General features: G+C 44.0%; 14 protein-coding genes. 2 read left to right on the top strand and 12 right to left on the bottom strand.

What is annotated here, in order from left to right; genetic code table 11:
* Positions 1–11 precede the first annotated feature (11 nt).
* The 10 genes from AB5150_RS01015 to thyA form a co-directional block, all read right to left on the bottom strand.
* A complete protein-coding gene (locus tag AB5150_RS01015; protein WP_004852940.1) occupies positions 12–803 on the bottom strand; it encodes an enoyl-CoA hydratase-related protein in 792 nt (263 codons plus the stop codon).
* 25 nt (positions 804–828) lie between these two features.
* Positions 829–2013, bottom strand: a complete 1185-nt coding sequence (locus AB5150_RS01020; RefSeq protein ID WP_044998303.1) for an acetyl-CoA C-acetyltransferase — start codon at positions 2011–2013, stop codon at positions 829–831.
* Between the two features lie 140 nt (positions 2014–2153).
* Complete coding sequence (locus AB5150_RS01025) at positions 2154–4133, bottom strand: YgiQ family radical SAM protein (RefSeq protein WP_055272911.1); 1980 nt, start codon at positions 4131–4133, stop codon at positions 2154–2156.
* Between the two features lie 4 nt (positions 4134–4137).
* Entirely contained in the window at positions 4138–5130 is a 993-nt protein-coding gene (locus tag AB5150_RS01030) for a rod shape-determining protein (RefSeq protein WP_015535004.1), read from the bottom strand.
* Between the two features lie 112 nt (positions 5131–5242).
* Positions 5243–8752 (bottom strand): hypothetical protein, encoded by a 3510-nt coding sequence (locus AB5150_RS01035; protein WP_368291064.1) that lies wholly within the window; start codon positions 8750–8752, stop codon positions 5243–5245.
* 79 nt (positions 8753–8831) lie between these two features.
* Complete coding sequence (locus AB5150_RS01040) at positions 8832–11168, bottom strand: tetratricopeptide repeat protein (RefSeq protein WP_368291065.1); 2337 nt, start codon at positions 11166–11168, stop codon at positions 8832–8834.
* 38 nt (positions 11169–11206) lie between these two features.
* Positions 11207–12196 (bottom strand): rhomboid family intramembrane serine protease, encoded by a 990-nt coding sequence (locus AB5150_RS01045; protein ID WP_243002886.1) that lies wholly within the window; start codon positions 12194–12196, stop codon positions 11207–11209.
* A gap of 27 nt (positions 12197–12223) precedes the next feature.
* Positions 12224–13333, bottom strand: coding sequence for a heavy metal-binding domain-containing protein (locus tag AB5150_RS01050; protein WP_022216390.1), 1110 nt, complete (start codon positions 13331–13333; stop codon positions 12224–12226).
* A 121-nt stretch (positions 13334–13454) separates the two neighbouring features.
* Positions 13455–13955 (bottom strand): dihydrofolate reductase, encoded by a 501-nt coding sequence (locus AB5150_RS01055; RefSeq protein WP_015535005.1) that lies wholly within the window; start codon positions 13953–13955, stop codon positions 13455–13457.
* A gap of 42 nt (positions 13956–13997) precedes the next feature.
* Positions 13998–14828: a thymidylate synthase gene (gene thyA, locus AB5150_RS01060; protein WP_022216389.1), complete on the bottom strand. Its 831-nt coding sequence runs from the start codon at positions 14826–14828 to the stop codon at positions 13998–14000.
* Between the two features lie 155 nt (positions 14829–14983).
* On the opposite strand from thyA, the gene AB5150_RS01065 reads away from it, so the two are divergent.
* On the top strand, positions 14984–15385 hold the full coding sequence (locus AB5150_RS01065; protein WP_015535007.1) for a helix-turn-helix domain-containing protein: 402 nt from the start codon (positions 14984–14986) through the stop codon (positions 15383–15385).
* A gap of 60 nt (positions 15386–15445) precedes the next feature.
* The gene (locus AB5150_RS01070) at positions 15446–15889 is read left to right on the top strand and encodes a helix-turn-helix domain-containing protein (RefSeq protein ID WP_015535008.1); all 444 of its coding nucleotides are present in this window, start codon (positions 15446–15448) and stop codon (positions 15887–15889) included.
* A gap of 5 nt (positions 15890–15894) precedes the next feature.
* On the opposite strand, the gene AB5150_RS01075 is transcribed toward AB5150_RS01070, so the two are convergent.
* Positions 15895–16773 carry a TIGR01212 family radical SAM protein gene (locus AB5150_RS01075; protein ID WP_015535009.1) on the bottom strand — a complete coding sequence of 293 codons (879 nt, stop codon included), beginning with the start codon at positions 16771–16773 and terminating at the stop codon, positions 15895–15897.
* A gap of 27 nt (positions 16774–16800) precedes the next feature.
* Positions 16801–18447 carry a putative manganese-dependent inorganic diphosphatase gene (locus AB5150_RS01080; RefSeq protein WP_368291066.1) on the bottom strand — a complete coding sequence of 549 codons (1647 nt, stop codon included), beginning with the start codon at positions 18445–18447 and terminating at the stop codon, positions 16801–16803.
* Positions 18448–18545: the final 98 nt, after the last annotated feature.

Here is an 18545-nt window from a genome sequence, read left to right on the forward strand (position 1 = left end):
ACTGTTAATTATTACTTATTCTGGAAAGGAACAACCTTAAGTTTCTTCTCCTTGTCTTTCTCAAGGAAATTGCCCATTCCTGCCTTCTGATCCTCTGTCTCGAAACAGTCACCAAAAAGCTTCTCTTCAATAACAATTGCCTGATCCATATCTACCTGTAAGCCATCGTTGATAGCCTTCTTGCAGTTTCTTACTGCAATAGGAGCGTTTGCTGCGATTCCGGCTGCCATCTTCTTAGCTGCTGGAAGGAGCTCCTCAAGTGGATAAACAGCGTTCACAAGACCGATTCTGTAAGCCTCATCTGCCTTGATGTTTCTTGCTGTGTAGATAAGCTGCTTAGCCATGCCTGCACCTACAAGACGTGCAAGTCTCTGTGTTCCGCCAAAACCAGGTGTGATTCCAAGACCAGCCTCTGGCTGACCGAATATTGCATTCTCTGAGCAGATTCTGATATCACAGCTCATTGAAATCTCGCATCCGCCGCCAAGAGCGAATCCATTCACTGCTGCGATGACTGGGATAGGGAATGTCTCAATGGCTCTGAACACATCGTTACCCTTCTTACCGAAGGCCTCTCCCTCTGCCTTTGTGAGTGTTGACATCTCACCTATATCAGCTCCGGCAACAAATGACTTCTCACCGGCACCTGTAAGAATAAGACATCTTGTTGTATCAAGATCAACTGCCTTGAATGTTGCATCAAGCTCTTCAAGAACTGCACTGTTGAGTGCGTTCAAAGCCTTTGGACGGTTGATTGTGATAATTCCTACATATCCATCCTGTTCGTATGTAACAAACTCCATGATGTATCTCCTTTATTATCTAAAATTAGTCCTCGATCTTAACGACTGTTGAGCAGCCCATTCCACCACCGATACAGAGAGTAGCAAGACCTGTCTTAGCACCCTTTGCCTGCATCTCATGAAGAAGTGTAACAAGAATACGGCATCCTGAAGCTCCAACTGGATGTCCAAGAGCGATAGCACCACCGTTAGGGTTAACCTGCTTGTCAACATCAAATCCAAGTTCCTTAGCAACTGCTACTGACTGTGCAGCAAATGCCTCGTTTGCCTCGATAACATCGAAGTCCTCAATCTTGAGACCAGTCTTAGCCATAACCTTCTTGGTTGAAGCTACAGGTCCGATACCCATGATTGAAGGATCAACTCCGCCAAGTGCTCCAGCTACCCATGTAGCCATAGGCTTAACGCCAAGCTCCTTAGCCTTCTCCTCGCTCATAACAACGATAGCTGCAGCACCATCATTGATACCTGAAGCGTTACCAGCTGTAACAAATCCGTTAGGATTGATTGTTCTGAGTCTTGAAAGTGTCTCAACTGTTGTACCAGGTCTTGGTCCCTCATCCTTCTTGAACTCAACCATCTCTTTCTTCTTCTTTACCATAACTGGAACGATCTCAGCATCAAATGCACCTGACTCCTGAGCTGCAACAGCCTTCTGCTGGCTCTTTGCTGCAAACTCATCAATCTCCTCACGTGTAAGACCCCACTGCTCACAGATATTGTCAGCTGTCTTGATCATGTGATAATCATTGAATGCATCCCAGAGAGCATCGTTTACCATTGTATCTACGAGTACACCATTGTTCATTCTGTAACCGAAACGACCCTTCATCATAGCGTAAGGAGCCATAGACATATTCTCCATACCACCTGCAACTACGATATCAGCATCTCCTGCCTCGATCATCTGTGCAGCCATGTTGACACAGTTAAGACCTGAACCACAGACAACGTTAACTGTAACAGCAGTTGTCTCGATTGGAAGTCCTGCCTTGATTGAAGCCTGACGTGCAACGTTCTGTCCCTGACCAGCCTGGATAACACATCCCATGTATACGTGGTCTACCTGATCTGCAGGAACTCCTGCTCTGTTGATAGCCTCCTTGATAACGATTGAACCAAGCTCTGCTGCTGGTGTTGTGCTGAGTGATCCACCCATTGTTCCGATAGCTGTACGACATGCGCCTGCTAAAACAATCTTCTTTGCCATTTTCAAATCCTCCATTTAAAAAAATATTAGTGTGACATAAGACTACATATAAAAAAACCTTAAAGGTTCACACAATCTGCCATAATTCTAGCACAAAAGCATGTGCCACGCAACCAAAAATGAACGACTCCGCGAAGGAGCTATTTCCTTTTATTCCTGTTTTTGCCATTTTTAGCATTCTTCTGCCCGGATGATTTTGTGTTTTTCTGTGGAACAACTTTATTATTTTTGCTGTTTTTACCATTATTGATTGAATTGTTCTTACTTTTATCATTTTTGCCATACGAACGTTGTCCCTGGTGTTCACCTTTCCTGTCCATCTTTCTCGGCGCTATCAGACATTTTTTATCAAAACCGATAAGATCCTGTCTGCCGGCCTTTATGAGCGCCTCTTTGACCAGATCATAATTCTCCGGTTTTCTATACATCATAAGAGCCTTCTGCATTGCCTTTTCATGTGGATTATGAGGTACATATACCGGTTTCATGGTTCTAGGATCGACTCCGGTATAGTACATACATGTGGATATCGTGGACGGCGTAGGATAGAAATCCTGCACCTGTTCAGGCATATAGCCTATATCCCTTACATATTCGGCAAGCTCCACCGCCTCCTTCAGCGTGGATCCGGGATGTGATGACATCAGGTACGGAACAACATACTGCTGCTTTCCAGTCTTTGCATTTACCCTTTTGTATCTATCAATGAATTTCTCATATACACTGTTCTGTGGCTTGCCCATCATCCTGAGAACATTATCCGATACATGCTCCGGCGCAACTCTGAGCTGTCCGCTTATGTGCTTCTCGCAAAGCTCTTTCAGAAATTCATCGTTGCTGTCCGCCATCACATAATCGAATCGTATTCCCGATCTGATAAATACTTTTTTCACACCTGGAACCGCTTCCAGCTTCCGCAGAAGCTCAACATAATCCTTGTGGTCAACCTTCAAATTCCTGCACGGTTCCGGGAACAGACACTGCTTGTTGGTGCATACACCATATTTATCCTGCTTTGCGCATGATTTATGCCTGAAATTCGCAGTCGGCCCTCCGACATCATGTATATAGCCTTTGAAATCAGGATCATGCGTCATGCGCTCCGCTTCCTTTATCAGTGACTCGTGGCTTCTTGTCTGTATGATCCTGCCCTGGTGAAATGTCAGTGCGCAGAAGCTGCATCCTCCGAAGCAGCCCCGGTTGCTCGTCAGACTGAATTTTATCTCTGATATAGCCGGGATACCGCCCGCCTCCTCATATATCGGATGGTAGTTATTCATATATGGCAGATCATACACATCGTCCATCTCCATCTGGGTGAGCGGATAAGCCGGAGGATTCTGAACAACATATCCTCTGTTTCCGTATCCCTCAACCAGCGTTTTAGCCGAGTATGGATCTGTATTTATATACTGTGTATAAAAGCTTCTTGCATATTCCAGTCTATCCTTTGAAAGACTGTCATAATCCGGCAGTATAATGGAATCCTCGGGCACACCGGATATATCCTTTGTCCTGTAGCATGTACCCCTGACAAATGTGATATCTTTCACATCTATTCCGCTGTCGAGCGCCTCCGCTATCTCTATCATGCTGTGCTCACCCATGCCATACGAAAGTATATCGGCGGATGAATCCACCAGAATGGAATGTTTCAATTTATCAGACCAATAATCATAGTGTGCCATACGTCTGAGGCTGGCCTCTATACCTCCGATTATGATTGGAACATCCTTGTATGTTCTCCTTATCAGATTGCAGTAAACCGTGGTGGCATAATCAGGTCTGAGTCCCATCTCTCCGCCGGGCGAAAATGAATCCTTCTGCCTTCTCTTCTTGGACACGGAATAATGGTTCACCATGGAATCCATATTGCCTCCGCATACCAAAAAGCCCAGTCTTGGTCTGCCAAAAACATCAATGCTCTTGTCATTCTTCCAATCAGGCTGGGCAATCATACACACCTTATATCCATATCTCTCAAGCAATCTGCTTATGATGGCAGGGCCAAATGAGGAATGGTCAACATAGGCATCACCTATGACAAACACAAAGTCCGCCTGTATCCACCCTCTCTTCTTCATGTCCTCCATGCAGATCGGCAAATAATCTCTTTCCATACATTTAATCTTCTTTCTTATCGCTGAGGTTGACAGACATTCCAGCGCCGAGAGCCACTGCCTCAAGTGCTTTTTCCGATACATATGCCTCTATCCCTGTGCGCTCTTTGATTATTCTGTCCATTCCGTATATAAGACTTCCTCCTCCGGTAAGCACAATGCCTGATACCGCAATGTCAGCCACCAGCTCCGGCGGTGCAGTCTCAAGAACATTGTGTATTGCTCCAAGAATATGCTCTGTAGTCTCCTCAAATGCATCCACCGTTTCATTCGCAGTTATTGTTACAGCCTTTGGAAGTCCCTTGATAAGATCACGGCCCTTGATCACATACTCAATATCTTCATCACGCTTTACGACTGAGCCAACAGCGATCTTCGCATTCTCCGCTGTCTGATAACCTATAAGCAGGTTGTATTTTCTTCTGGCATACTTGATGAGTGCATTATTATAGTCATCTCCGGCGTATTTTATGGAGCTGCTCTCCACTGCACCACCAAGGGATACGACCGCAATATCCGTGGTTCCACCGCCTATGTCGACCACCATATTACCCTTTGCCTCATAGATATCTACATTTGCTCCTACAGCAGCAGCCAAAGGTTCCTCCATGACATACACAGTCTTGGCACCGGTCTTGTACACTGCTTCCTCAACAGCTCTTCTCTGCACCTCGGTAACACCGCTTGGAACACACACGCATATCCTTGGTCTTCCAACTCCCGAACGTTTCTCCATTGCGCTTCTGATAAATGCCTTAAGCATTATCTCCGCTATTGTATAATCAGATATAACTCCCTTATTGAGAGGTCTGACGACCTCTATATTCTCCGGAGTCTTTCCTATCATTTTCTTGGCTTTTGTTCCTATTGCTATTACTTTTTTTGTAGATACTTCATATGCGACAACAGACGGCTGGTTTACAACAATTCCCTTACCTCTTACGCTGATCAATACATTTGACGTTCCTAAATCTACTCCAATATCAGTTGAAAGCATATAAATTCTCCTTTATCACAACAAAATAATACCAGTGCTATAACACAGATATTATAAGCACTGGTATTGTTTTTTTCAACAAAATTCTACAACGGTATATCCGTCACAAAACTTATTTTATCTCTTTTTTAAGAATCTTCTTGTCGATAGGATCTCTGGTCTCAGCAGCCTTCATGGCATCATCCATAGCACCGAGAAGTCTGTCGATATTTCCTGACTCCATCGCCATCAAAGCATTCTTTATAGCTGTATCTGCTCCGCTCTCAAGCTTGAAGCCCTTCTCATCAGCGTAGCACTCTGCCACATTGATCATTCCACTCTCATTGATCTGGTCAAAGTATACTCTGTTGTTGAACGATCTTGCCTGAGTCATATTTGCTGCAAGCATATTGCTGAGAGCTGTCTTCTCTCCTGTGAGGATGATCTTAACATCATTCTTCTCAGGTGAACACATATCAACCATCTCTTTGAATCTCTCAGGTGTTATAAGTCCTGCACTCTCAATGATAAGACATCCGCCCTTGAGCTTGCCAACTGCTCCTGCAAGCTTACCGCTGTTTATAACCTTTGCCTTAACCTTTGCCTTTGCCTCAGACTTGCAGATTCCCATATCATAATAGAACTTTGCAAAATCCTCACCGACCATGGTAAGTCCAAATCCGTGCTGTCCAAGAATAACAACATTCTTAGATCTCTTAGGATCTACCTTGAGAGTCTGGAGAACGTTAACGATCTGTGCACCAGCAGGCTCGACTCCGAGATACTTGTAGAGGTACTTTGCCTCTTTAGGCAGTGATTTACGTCTCGCAGCAACAGCCTCACTTACTGAAGCAGCCATAGTTGCTTCTTCATCCTGTGTGATAACCTGTGCAGCTTCCTCAACCTTGCCTTCCTTCAGAAGCTCTTCCTGCTTCTTGTACTCTTCCTCACGCTTTATAGCCTTTTCAAGTACCTTTGCAGCAGCAGTAGCCTTGCTTCTTATATCCTCGAGCTGTTTCTTGACATCAGCCTCGGCCTTGTCTATTGCTGAGAGATCTTTCTTCTTCTTCTCCTCAGCCTCGGTCTTGGCCTGATCAGCAGCCTCTTTTCTTGCAACAACGCGCTCAGCCTGTTTTGTCTTGAGCTCAGCGATCTTGTTCTTTAACTCTTCTTCTTTCTTCTTTGCATCATCGAGAAGCTTCTTAGCATCAGCTTCAGCCTTTGTCTTCATATCTGAGGCTTCCTTCTCAGCCTTCATAGCTGCAGTCTGAACCTTCTCGAGCTCACTTGCCTCTGCCGTAGCATACTTCTCTTCCTCAGCAGCAAGGAACACCTCATGCTTGGTCTCTCTATCTTTTCCTTCTGCCGTAAGCTTATCTGTCTTTTCCTTGGCAGCAGCTTCCGCATTCTGGATCTCAACCTCTTCTGCGATCTTAGCCTCTTCGACTACCTGCTCCGCTTCCTCGGCAGCAGCCTCTGCCTTTGCCAGAAGATCCTCAGCCTCAACAAGAGACTTCTTAGCTGAGTCGAGAGCTTCCTGAGCCTCTGCCTTCGCAGCCTTGAATGAGTCATTCTCCTTCTTTGCAGCGGCAACATCCTCACTGATCTTCTTGTTGTCGTTCTCAGCAGTTGTAATCTGATCAGCAACCTTCTTTATGAACTCTTCGCTGTCTGAAATCTTCTTCTGAACCTCTTCCTTGGCTTTCTTTGCTGCCTCAAGAGCCTTTGCAGCCTCCTCCTCAACCTTCTCTGCCTTCTTCAGTTCTTCCTTCTGTATTGCAAGCTTTGTGTTTGCATCATTTCTGCTGTTCTTTGCATTCTTAACAGCCTTCTCTGACTCCTCAAGCTTCTTCTGGAGCTCATCAAGAGTCTTCTGTGACTGACTCTCCATCTCAGTGGTATTCTTAAGATTAGCATCAGCCTCTTCCTCAGCCTTCTTAGACTCGCTGAATATTGCACCAGCCTTTGTCTTGTCTGCCTCGGCAGTCTTCATGATCTTTGATGCTCTTGCTTCCTCATCTGTGCGCTTCTTCTTGGCCGTCTCTATAGACTTCTTCTTATCCGCATCTATGTCTGCCAGTTTCTTCTTATCAGCATCAACAGCCTTGTTGTACTCAGCAACACCCTTATCCACATTAGTCTTCTTGGTGTCTGCAAGTGCCTTTATAGCCTTGTCGGCAGCAGCCTGAGCCTCATTGATCATATTGTTCTTATATGTATCAGGATCACTCTCCTTGAGGATTCTATCTGACTCTTTCTTAGCAGATTCATTTGTATCTGATATCTCTTTCTTGAGCTTTGCAATATTGGCATCAAGCTCTTTCTCCTCTCGCTCAAGCAGTTCAGCATCGTTCTTCTTCTTTGCCTCAGCCTCCTGTGCCATCTTTGCATCATAGTTCTGCTTCTTGGCAGCAAATTCTTCAAGCTGCTTTTCGAGATCCTTCTCTGTCTTCTCGCATTCCTCGATGGTCTTCTTCGAGGTCTCAGCATGCTTCTTTGCCTCTTCAGCATTCTTTCTGGCATCGTCGATCGCCTGCTGCTTCTTTGCCTCAGCCTCAGCCTTAGCCTTTTCAGCGGCAGCCTTCTTTCTTGCCTCTTCTGCCTCTTTGCGCTTCTTCTCCTCTTCAGCCTTACGCTTAGCCTCTTCCTCGGCCTTCTTCTTAGCTTCTTCCTCAGCCTTCTTCTTGGCTTCCTCCTCAGCTTTCTTCCTAGCCTCCTCTTCAGCCTTCTTCTTGGCTATCTCCTCAGGACTCTCCTCGTCTATATTGGACAGGTTCTTTATTCCTGCTCCAAGGAAATCGTCATCATCGTCATCATCATCATCAAAATCATACAATGACTCTCCAGCCGCAGCCTGCTTGTTTCTATCTGGGAGAATGCTGAACAGATCTCCGTTCGCATCACTGCCTCCCTTAGGTGACTTAACTTTATTCACCTTTGCATTCTTATCAGTTACCCACTCAAGTGTCTCTTCATCCTCAGCATTTTCATCATCATCAGTGAGAACAATATTGCTTCCACCTGTTGACTTAACTGTACCTTCAGTTCCGGCGCCGAACTTAAATCCGCCACCAAGACCGCCTTCTGTTTTAGGTGTTTTTCCAAGACCGCCGCCAAGGCCGCCTGATCCAAGGCCTCCCTCTGTCTTAGGTGTACTTCCGAGTCCTCCGCCAAGGCCGCCTCCGAGTCCTCCAAGACCGCCTTCACCTAATCCGCCGCCAAGGCCTCCTCCGAGACCACCGCCCGACATATCATCAGCGATGCCTCCAAGGTTAAGACTGAGCTTAGGTGCAGCTCCCTCTGGTTTTTTATCTTCTTTTTTATCTTCAGGCTTCAGTCCCTCTCCCTCTTTTGGAACATCGTCCTGCTTTTCATCCTCAGTTGAAGTTTCCGGTTCATCCTCATGAACAATTCCAAGAGCCTCTTCTCTCTTACGGCGTTTCTTAGCCTCGATTCGTTCTAACTCCTCCTTGGACAAAGTTTTGTGTTGGCTTTTAGCAGTCTCAGCATCTTTCTTCTTGCTGCCGCTCTTGAGAAGTTCTTCCTCTTCTTCCCTCTTTTTCTTGGCAGCTTCTGCAGCTCTTTCCTTTTCAAGCTGTGCCTTGATCGCCGCAATCATTGCTTCTGTCTGATCTACAGCCAATTCCCTCGCCTCCTTCCGTTTGTTCAAATAAAAAGCAATACACTATATGTATGATCATGCTACTTTATTTCTTCTTTGATCAGCCCTTCAGTCTGAACGGCTTTTTCTTCGGTTGCTCTGGTTCAGCGTCAACCGTTTCCTGTTGTGGGGATTCCTGCTCATCTGTCTTCTCCTCGTCGGGAGCTGCCACATCATCCTCTTTATCTTCATCATCAAAATTCAATATAGAATTGAATTCCGTGTTGAATTTAATTCCAAGTCTTGCAAGGAGTCTGTCTGTTTCACCGATAAGATCCTCCTCTTTCTTAAGACTTTCCGATATCTTGGCTTCATCAGCCTCTATCTCTGCATTTATATCTTTCTCTGCCGACAGATCATACAGTGCTGCATTCTCTGTGTTGTAGTCAGGGAACAGACTGCTCTTAAACACCGGGAAGCCATTATTCTTTGGCTTTTCCGGTTCTGTCTCCATCGCAATTTTCTCTTCTGACTTATCCTCTGCTTCCATTGTGAATTCCTCTTCGACCTCTGATTCAGCTTCAGCCTCAGTTTCTTCGATCTCCAGTTCAGCCTCAGCTTCAAATTCTTTCACCTCTGGTTCGACTTCCACTGGAACTTCTTCCATCTCAGATTCCTCAGATTCCGCATCGATTGTATATTCTTCTAACTCTGGCTCAGCTTCAGTCTCAAATTCATCTTCAATCTCCGCTTCGGCATCGATTGTGAATTCTTCCTCAACCTCCGGCTCTGCCTCGACTGTTAATTCTTCCTCAGTCTCTGGCTCTGCCTCGATCGTGAATTCTGCACCAACCTCAAGTTCTTCTTCGAATTCAGGCTCAGAATCTGCATCTACCTCGAATTCTTCTTCGATCTCCGGTTCGATCTCAACTGAGACTTCATCAACTTCCGGTTCATTCTGCTCTACACCCGGCTCAACAGCAGTTTCTTCCACATCATTCTGAGACTCCGCATCTTCCATCAGATCCTCAAGATTTTCATCGTCAACCTCGAACTCCTCAAGAGATTCAAAGGCTTTATCAAAATCAAACGTTTCTGATTCAACCGGTTCATCAGGCAAAGTCTCCGGCTCTGCATCCGCCTCAAATCCATCCTCAAAGTCTCCCTCGAACTCAGGATCAAAGGTCTCCACAACAGTATCGTCTTCAGAATCGCGATCTGACGCACTGTCAGATACGTCATCAGAATCGTCACCATCAACTTCAACCATGACTACTTCCTCCGGCTCTTCTTCGATAACATAATTATCTTCCTCCACCGGTTCGGAATCCTCATACTCATTGTCGTTATCTTTGTTATACACCGCTGCATCCTCAGGAGTCAGCTCCCCGCTTATCTCGGTCATATCCTGCGACTTTCCCTCAGGAGCTTTCTCACTGTCACTGATCATCGCCTTGAGCTCAGGCTTTGCCGTATTCCCGGCATCATCAGCGGTATCGGAAATAACTTCCTCGAGCAGTTGTTCCTTGTCAAGATTCTCGTTCTTCAGAGATTCCATCTCCTGCTCGACAAGCTCTTCCTCTTTCCTTGACATCAATCCAAATAAACCTCTGGATTTCTTCTTCGGCTCAGAATTCTCTTCTTCCTGACGAGCTTCCTTTTTCTGCTCTTTTTTATCCTTCGATCTAATCCACATCTGCTTGAATTTCATGGAACTCGTCACAGGTGCGTCATCCTCGACCATGATCATGATCTTAGCATCCTTTGGATGCATTCTCAGATCGTCTTCTTCCAATATCTTATTTTCATTTGCTCTTGTATCTGCCTGCTCAGGATCATCATCCGACATCTCCGTGTCAGGATAACAATAAATCATGGATTCAAGATCCACATCGCCGCCCATGAGCTTGTCCAGCATATACAAATGTGAAGAGTTCTTGTAATGCGCTCTGAATTCAACACAGGCGCTGTCAAACTTCTCCCTGTTTCTTATGTACGCATGAAGCAGAAGCATCTCAAAATCCCACTCTTCATCCGTCTCAACATCATTCGCCGACACCAGTATGCTGTAAAGTTCATTCACGGGCTTCCTGTGTGCCTTGGCTATCATATATTCAAGTCTGTATGTACCTGCATCCTTATTGGCCTGATTAAATGTATATATCTCAAAATAATGCTCTGCAAGCTGTGTAAATCCCATGGATAAATACAGTTTTATCAAAGAATATATTATCTTGTTACCAGCCGGAGCCATGGCATGTGCCTTGACAAGCGCCGCTCTGGCCTCAGGATATCTTTTGTTCTCGTAATACACCTCGCCGCATATTCTAATAAACTGTGGACTAAGTGACTTCGACAGATCCTGATGTTCAAGTATATCGAGAGCGAGACTGTAATCGCCATTGTCTGCAAGTTCCTTTATTTTGTTTACACTTGACATACTGATTCCAGTACTCATAACCCAGCCTCCCACTTTTTTATCATCGTATTATTTTATCATAAACGGCTATTCTTTACAACCTTTTGATTGGTCAGCAAAAGGACTATCCCGGCCACTAACCCGGCCGCAAATCCCGCCACATGGGCAACATTATCAATACCTTCTGACATCTTTCCGTTAACCAGTGTCAGAATAAATAATATAAGCATATTAATAAGTGACAGATCCTTCACCCGGCCCTTATTATAAAATGCTATGACAACCAGCACTCCCAGAAGACCAAATATCGCTCCGGATGCACCAGCCGAGTAAGCATATGTATTATTATAAAAACAATCTATGTATGATGCAAATGACGCAGTAAGACCCGTGGCAATATAAACTATGATATAATTGAATCTGCCTATTATATTCTCAACCCTCGCACCGAGTGCGATCAAAATTACCATATTTCCAACCAGATGTGCTATTCCAAAATGTGTAAACATTGATGTCAGGAATCTGTAATATTGTCCTTTTTCTGATATCGCAAGCACTTCCACAGCCAGTTCCGTAGGTTGATAGACAAAGATACATGCAACGTACACCAGAATATTTATCAACAGTAATATCGGTGTTACAACACCGAACATTCTTATCAGATTGTGCTGGGATCTGCGGTTATCCACCACCGTTTTTTTATCGATCACATCATAGAGTGAGTCAAAGTCAGTGGGCTGATTCTCAAATATATACAGTTTTCCGTAATCCTCCGCGAACAGCCAGACATTGTCCAGTTCTTCAACTATCTTTTTTGTCATATCATCAAACATTCCGTTTGGAGTGATGAGTATATTGAGAAGATTGACTTTTCTATGCGAATCCGAAGAAACATCAAGCAATATTTTATTATTGAACTTTTTCAGAGTCTCAGAATCAAGATTATGATTACTGCCTATAACAACAATATATACGGCATCGCTGTCTGCTCTGCCGTATACATTGTTACTTTCCGGATTGAGTTGTCTGTAACCCTTCTCCTTAAGATTTTTTATTATCTGTACCATGTACTGTTGCATATCGTCTTATAATCCCTATAATCCAAGGAAGAGATTCTCAACTTTCTCAATAACAGAGTCCTTCATGGATCCTCTGCTCTTCTCGTAATTAAGACCGGACTCCATGATCTCAAGAAGCTGCATTCTCATTCCTGTATCAATGTCCTTGATGTACTTCATGAGTACATCCTTGATCTCTATTACATACTCTTTTGTCTTCATCTCTTCAAGCATAGGCTCGTAGTTGAATGTGATAGAGTTCTTCATCTCATCCTGCTTTCTTCCACAGATCACACATTCCTCTGCGCCGCCTTCGTTTACGTGTCCACAGTTACATGTCCACACAAGTCCGTCTGACTTGTAGTTTGCAACTGCATCAATTCCCTTTTTGAGCTTGAGTGCCTTAAACTTAACGTCAGACATCTCAATTCCGATAGAATCCGCATCTATCTCGTATACTCCGCTGGCCTTGACATACTTCTTGATGTATACCTTGACGGAGGATATCATCTTTATATACTTGTCCGGAAGCTTACACTCCACATAATCCGACTTGAGGAGCTTGAGGTTGGTCTTATCAAATGTAAAATCAACATCCGGCAGTGTTATATTGTCACCATAGATATTGGTGAACTGAAGCTCTGCCTTAAGTGCCTTTATATCGTCGTTATTGTAGTTGTTGAACCACACGGAAATCTTTGTTCCCTTACCCTCTGATGCAAGCACCACCTTTGATGCTCTTGGCACGAGCAGGTCGTAATAGTTTCTTACATATATCTCGTTTCTGATGAAGCTGCTCTTGTCAAATTCCGACTTGTACTGCTCCTTTATGTTTACCAGAGTTCCACTGGCAACAACAGCAGTTACGTTGTTGGTGTATTCCTCAACACCTGTTCTGAATCCAACTACAGCATTGTACTTCGTCTCACGGACCATATCTGTGAAATTATTGATTGTTTCATTGAGGATCTCATCGATCTTCTCCTGATAGATATCTCTTCTATCCGTGGCAATATCCGCAATAGATGTTCCGAAATCCTTCAAAAAGTTGGAATTAAGTATCGTCTGTGTGAACTTGTATGTTCCATAGCCAACGATATCATATCCCTCAAAGCTTGTTCCCGATGTAATTAATACTTCCTTCATTAGCGCACCTCCCAAATATAAAAAAATTGTATCACAATAATCTTCATTTAACAAATGTTTTTTGTGAATTTTTAATCAAAAAAAGGTGCTTTTTTGTGAATATTATAAAAATAATTATAATTTATTTCTTCAGGTCACTATTTTTATATGTGACAAATGTGAAATTCACCTCTGACACATCCTCACCCGGTCTCTCATCCGTCACATCCCAGTTGTCCAGTTTGTCGAGATTCGAAATGAAGGCATCGGCCTCAAATTCCCTGTCTATTTTGGTGATTACTGCCTCATCACAATATGGTATGAGCTCATCGTAGATAGTCTGTCCGCCTATGACAAAAATGTCATCCGTGTCATATTTTGCCAGTTCTGTAAACAGTTCATTCATTGAGTGGACAACCACCGCATCCTCAACTGCATATTCAGGATTCCTGCTGAGAATTATATTTGCCCTTCCCTTGAGCGGTCTTCCGCCCGGAAACTCCTCCAGAGTCTTCCTTCCGAGAACAACGACATGCCCCATCGTGGTCTGTCTGAAATTTCTCTGATCCTCCGATATCCTTATCAGTAATCTGCCTTTATTTCCAATGGCCCAATTCTTATCTACCGCTGCAATAAACTTCATATGTCCTCCATCTGTATAATTCCCGTCCCATGCTTCATAGTCTTATATCGCAATAGGAATATTCTTAATCTGTGGTCCTGTCTCATAGTCTTCTATCCTGAAATCATCCAGAGTAAAGTCATAGAAATCTTTGACATCCGGATTCATATAGAACTTTGGAGCAGGATGTGTAGGTCTTGTTATCAGCTCCTTGACTATCGGTATATGTCTGTCATATATGTGTGCATCCGCGATCACATGTACCAGTTCTCCCGGCTTAAAGCCCGTGACCTGGGCAAGCATATGTACCAGTACCGCATACTGGACAACATTCCAGTTGTTGGCCGCAAGCACATCCTGGGATCTCTGATTCAGTATAGCGTTGAGCCTGTCCCCTGTTACATTGAATGTCATGCTGTACGCGCACGGATACAGATTCATCTCACTCAAGTCCTGATGAACATATATGTTAGTGAGCATTCTTCTGCTGTATGGGTTATTCTTAAGGTCATATATCAGTCTGTCCACCTGATCCATCATGCCCTCTTTATATTTATGCTTTACACCAAGCTGATATCCATATGCTTTTCCTATGGAACCGTTCTCATCTGCCCAACTGTCCCATATATGGCTTTTGAGATCATGAACATTATTTGACTTTTTCTGCCAGATCCAGAGCAGCTCATCAATAGCCGACTTCACATACGTCTTTCTAAGTGTTATCGCAGGAAATTCCTTTGACAGATCATACCTGTTGACAACACCAAAACGCTTTATGGTGTAGGCATATGTTCCATCTTCCCACTTTGGTCTGACCTTCTCCCCCTCCGTACTATATCCATTATCGATTATATCTTTACACATGTTTATAAAGAGATCATCTGCAAGACTCATTTTGGTAACCTCCGATTGTTTTTTCAGATAATTATATCATACTCTCCATCCCACATGTGATTAATTATTACATCAAACAACACTTTTATTACATTTTGATTTACAACGGACTATTTTTGTGTACAATGCAGAAAAACATTCAAAGGAGGTGAAACATGAAACCACATTCATCCAATCCACTACCTGCCCTTCTCAGATATTTCAGACAGAAGGCAGGACTCACACAGCAGGATGTCGCAGCAGCGCTATCTATTTCCAGATCCGGATATGCCAACTACGAGGAAGGAAGAAACATCCCTAATATAGAACAGGCCATAAAGCTGTCAGAGCTTCTCAACCACGATTTTCTATATGCATACACCCTGTCATCAAGATACATGCAGGGGCATCCAAAGCCACTACAGATCGTCATGGAGGACAATTCATACATGACCGCCATAGAATCTAACCAGAGCACAGCAGACATGCTGGGCAATTACAGATCTCTCAGCGACAGCGACCGTCAACTTATAGACACATTTGTGGCAAATCTAGCATCTAAAAATTCCAGACTGTAGATCCAGTATTATACCCACCAATTACAGTAAATATTATTTTTAAGGAGAAAACAGGAAAATATGAAAAAAAGAAAAGAACGCAACATTGATCCGTCGGTGTATGAAGACGATTCATCCGATCAGGATTTTAACTGTGCAGTGATAGGCGGCGCACTGAAGTCTCTAAGGCGCAGCCACGGAAAAAGGCAGCAGGAAATAGCCGCCATCTTGAAGGTGTCCGTCTCCGCCTACTCGCACTATGAATGTGGAGAGCGAATCCCGGATCTCATAAATCTTATCAGAATATCCAATTTATACAGTATTAATATGAGTCATCTGGTGCTGCTCACCTGCATCGATATAGCAAAGAAAAATAAGATGGACATCAGCGAAGTGTTCCTCGCCTACAGCCACGGCAGGACTCTTCCACCGGAAGCGACAGGAATAATGTCCGACTGTGATCAGCTTGACGACAACGGCAGGGAAAATCTCAGGCTGTTTTTAAAGTCTGCACTGAGCTGCTAGCAGACTCACAATTTCGAAATAATACGGTTCAAATCGTTTATAACTCTCTTCTTATCAGCACTCCACAGAGGCGCAACAAGAATATTCTTAGGCCCATCCCCGGTGAACCTGTGAACAACCATATCAGGAGGAAGCTCTTTAAGACAATCACACAAAATATCTGCGTATTCAGCAAATGTCAGTGCACGGAACACTCCTTCCTCATACATTTTTTCAAGAACAGTTCCCCTGAGGACATGAAGCAGTTGGAGCTTTATACCATTTGCGCCGCTTCGCACTATGTACCTTACCGTATCAATCATATCCTCCTTCGTCTCACCGGGCAGGCCTATTATCATATGAACTATAATGTGAACTCCCAGTTCTCTGAGTCTGTTCATCGTCTCATCATACACACTTATGTCATAACACCTGTTGATGAGCTGTGCTGTCCTGTCATTTGCTGTCTGGAGGCCAAGTTCTATCCACACAGGTTTAACAGCTATTATATCTTTTATCATATCTATGACCTCCGGGCCAAAGCAGTCCGGTCTGGAGGCTATCGATACAGCCGCAACGTCATCCCTTCTTGCAGCCGCCAGAAACTTTTCGCGCAAAGCATCGACATCACCGTATGTATTTGTATATGACTGGAAATACGCTATATATCTGTCGCATTTGCATTTGCCTGATATCCTCTTTTTTGCCAGTTCTATCTGTTCATCTATACTCATGACTGCATCCTCAGAGAAATCTCCCGAGCCGCTGGCACTGCAAAAAATACATCCACCTGTCCCAGCTTTACCATCACGGTTGGGACAGGTGGTTCCTGCATTCAATGATATCTTATATAATTTCTCTCCAAATGTATCTCTTATATACGCATTTGTTGTATATATATCCATACTGTTACCTTCTATATACGATCCTGTCTATATCTGATGTGTCGCCTTTACAAGAGCAGGAACTATCTGTTTCTTTCTTGATACAACACCGGGAAGATATGCATAGCTATCCTCAAGCTGCACACCAAATGCTTTGCTGCACAGTTCCTGTGCATTCTCTCCCACGCATATGATACCTGAGCCCTCCTGAAGAATATTGGTCATTGCAAACAGGACCACATCACAGCCAGGCTCCATATATCCACCGAGGAATTCACGCATACCGTTTCTTATTCTGTCTATCTCTTTCTCATTGACGGAATTGATCTGTCCAACAGCAACAACCATATCTCCAATGTCGAATTTCTTGAAATCCTGATGAAGTATCTCATCCATGGTCTTGTCCTTGAGGTTGCTTCCCGCGTCGAACATCTCCATGGCAAATTCATATATGTCTATCTCTGCAAGCCTTGCAAGCTCCTTTGCAGCAGCCTCGTCTATGAATGTACACGTCGGAGACTTAAATGCCAGTGTATCGGAAAGTATCGCTGCGCAGAGAAGTCCAGCTATCGGCTTATCTATCTTGACATTCTGCTCTTTGTACATCTGATAGATTATCGTAGCGGTACATCCAAGTGGCTGATTTCTGAAATACACAGGATTCATGGTCTCTATATTCGCGATCCTGTGGTGGTCGATTATCTCGAGTATCTCGGCATTCTCCACGCCGTCAACAGACTGGGTTCTCTCATTGTGATCAACAAGTATGAGCTGTTTCTTTCTCGCATTGATGTAGTTACGCCTTGATACAAGTCCCTTGTAGTTGCCATAGCCGTCCGTAACCGGAAAGTATCTCACTCTGGTCTTTGCCATGGTCGTCTTAAGTGTATCTATATCGTCATCCTCATAGAATGTCATGATACGGTCTCTTATCATAAAGAATCCTATAGGCATGCTCTGTCCGATAAGTCTGGCAACAGCATAGGTGTCCGTCGGTGTAACAACAACCGCACAGCCCTTGTTCTTCGCAAATTCCAGAACCACGTCAGATATACTGTTCACAAGACATACTATAAGCATGCTCGCACCGCAGTTTATGGCCGCAAGCTGAGCCTCAACCCTGTCACTCACTATGACTATGTCATTTTCCTTGACATGTCTCTCAAGGATGTCAACCTGGGCAGCTCCCACGATCACTCTTCCATCCTTAACATATTCGTCGGCGTCACCGTACACAAGCTCGCCATTTATAGTATCTATTATGTGTGAGAACTTTGTACCAGCTATGAACAGGGAATTATCATCCTTCTCAAGCATATATGCCTCGGCTATATCTCCGACCGTTATTATTCCCTTTATCTTGCCATTATTGACAACCGGAAGTGTCGTGGCGTCGTTATCCTGCATTATCTCAAATGCTCTCTTCATGGTGATATCTCCCGACACACCATCAACTATTCTGTATGCTATATCCTTCACCTGTACATTTACATTGCTCACAAGTGCCGGCGCCTGCACACCAAAATAATCAAGGACAAACTGTGTCTCTTTATTTATATTTCCAGCTCTCTTTGGAATGTATTTGTTCTCATGCTGATTTTTCAGATGGGCGTACGCAATCGCTGAACATATAGAATCCGTATCCGGATTCTTATGTCCTATGACAAACACCTCATCTGTAGGAACATTATGCATATTTCACCTCTTATTTCTATCAATTATAATGTATTCATTTCTATGCCACGCAGGGAAGATGCCTTGTGACATCCCACATGCTAACAAGCATAAATTGA

Source organism: Coprococcus sp. RTP21281st1_F1_RTP21281_210402 (genome assembly GCF_040915325.1).
GTDB lineage: Bacteria > Bacillota > Clostridia > Lachnospirales > Lachnospiraceae > Coprococcus > Coprococcus aceti.

Bases quoted from the DNA above. Each gene is read 5' to 3' on its own strand.
- AB5150_RS01040 (WP_368291065.1), bottom strand. From the start codon at position 11,168: ATGAGTACTGGAATCAGTATGTCAAGTGTAAACAAAATAAAGGAACTT.
- AB5150_RS01015 (WP_004852940.1), bottom strand. From the start codon at position 803: ATGGAGTTTGTTACATACGAACAGGATGGATATGTAGGAATTATCACA.
- AB5150_RS01055 (WP_015535005.1), bottom strand. From the start codon at position 13,955: ATGAAGTTTATTGCAGCGGTAGATAAGAATTGGGCCATTGGAAATAAA.
- thyA (WP_022216389.1), bottom strand. From the start codon at position 14,828: ATGAGTCTTGCAGATGATCTCTTTATAAACATGTGTAAAGATATAATC.
- AB5150_RS01020 (WP_044998303.1), bottom strand. From the start codon at position 2,013: ATGGCAAAGAAGATTGTTTTAGCAGGCGCATGTCGTACAGCTATCGGA.
- AB5150_RS01080 (WP_368291066.1), bottom strand. From the start codon at position 18,447: ATGCATAATGTTCCTACAGATGAGGTGTTTGTCATAGGACATAAGAAT.
- AB5150_RS01025 (WP_055272911.1), bottom strand. From the start codon at position 4,133: ATGGAAAGAGATTATTTGCCGATCTGCATGGAGGACATGAAGAAGAGA.
- AB5150_RS01030 (WP_015535004.1), bottom strand. From the start codon at position 5,130: ATGCTTTCAACTGATATTGGAGTAGATTTAGGAACGTCAAATGTATTG.
- AB5150_RS01045 (WP_243002886.1), bottom strand. From the start codon at position 12,196: ATGGTACAGATAATAAAAAATCTTAAGGAGAAGGGTTACAGACAACTC.
- AB5150_RS01065 (WP_015535007.1), top strand. From the start codon at position 14,984: ATGAAACCACATTCATCCAATCCACTACCTGCCCTTCTCAGATATTTC.
- AB5150_RS01070 (WP_015535008.1), top strand. From the start codon at position 15,446: ATGAAAAAAAGAAAAGAACGCAACATTGATCCGTCGGTGTATGAAGAC.
- AB5150_RS01050 (WP_022216390.1), bottom strand. From the start codon at position 13,333: ATGAAGGAAGTATTAATTACATCGGGAACAAGCTTTGAGGGATATGAT.
- AB5150_RS01075 (WP_015535009.1), bottom strand. From the start codon at position 16,773: ATGGATATATATACAACAAATGCGTATATAAGAGATACATTTGGAGAG.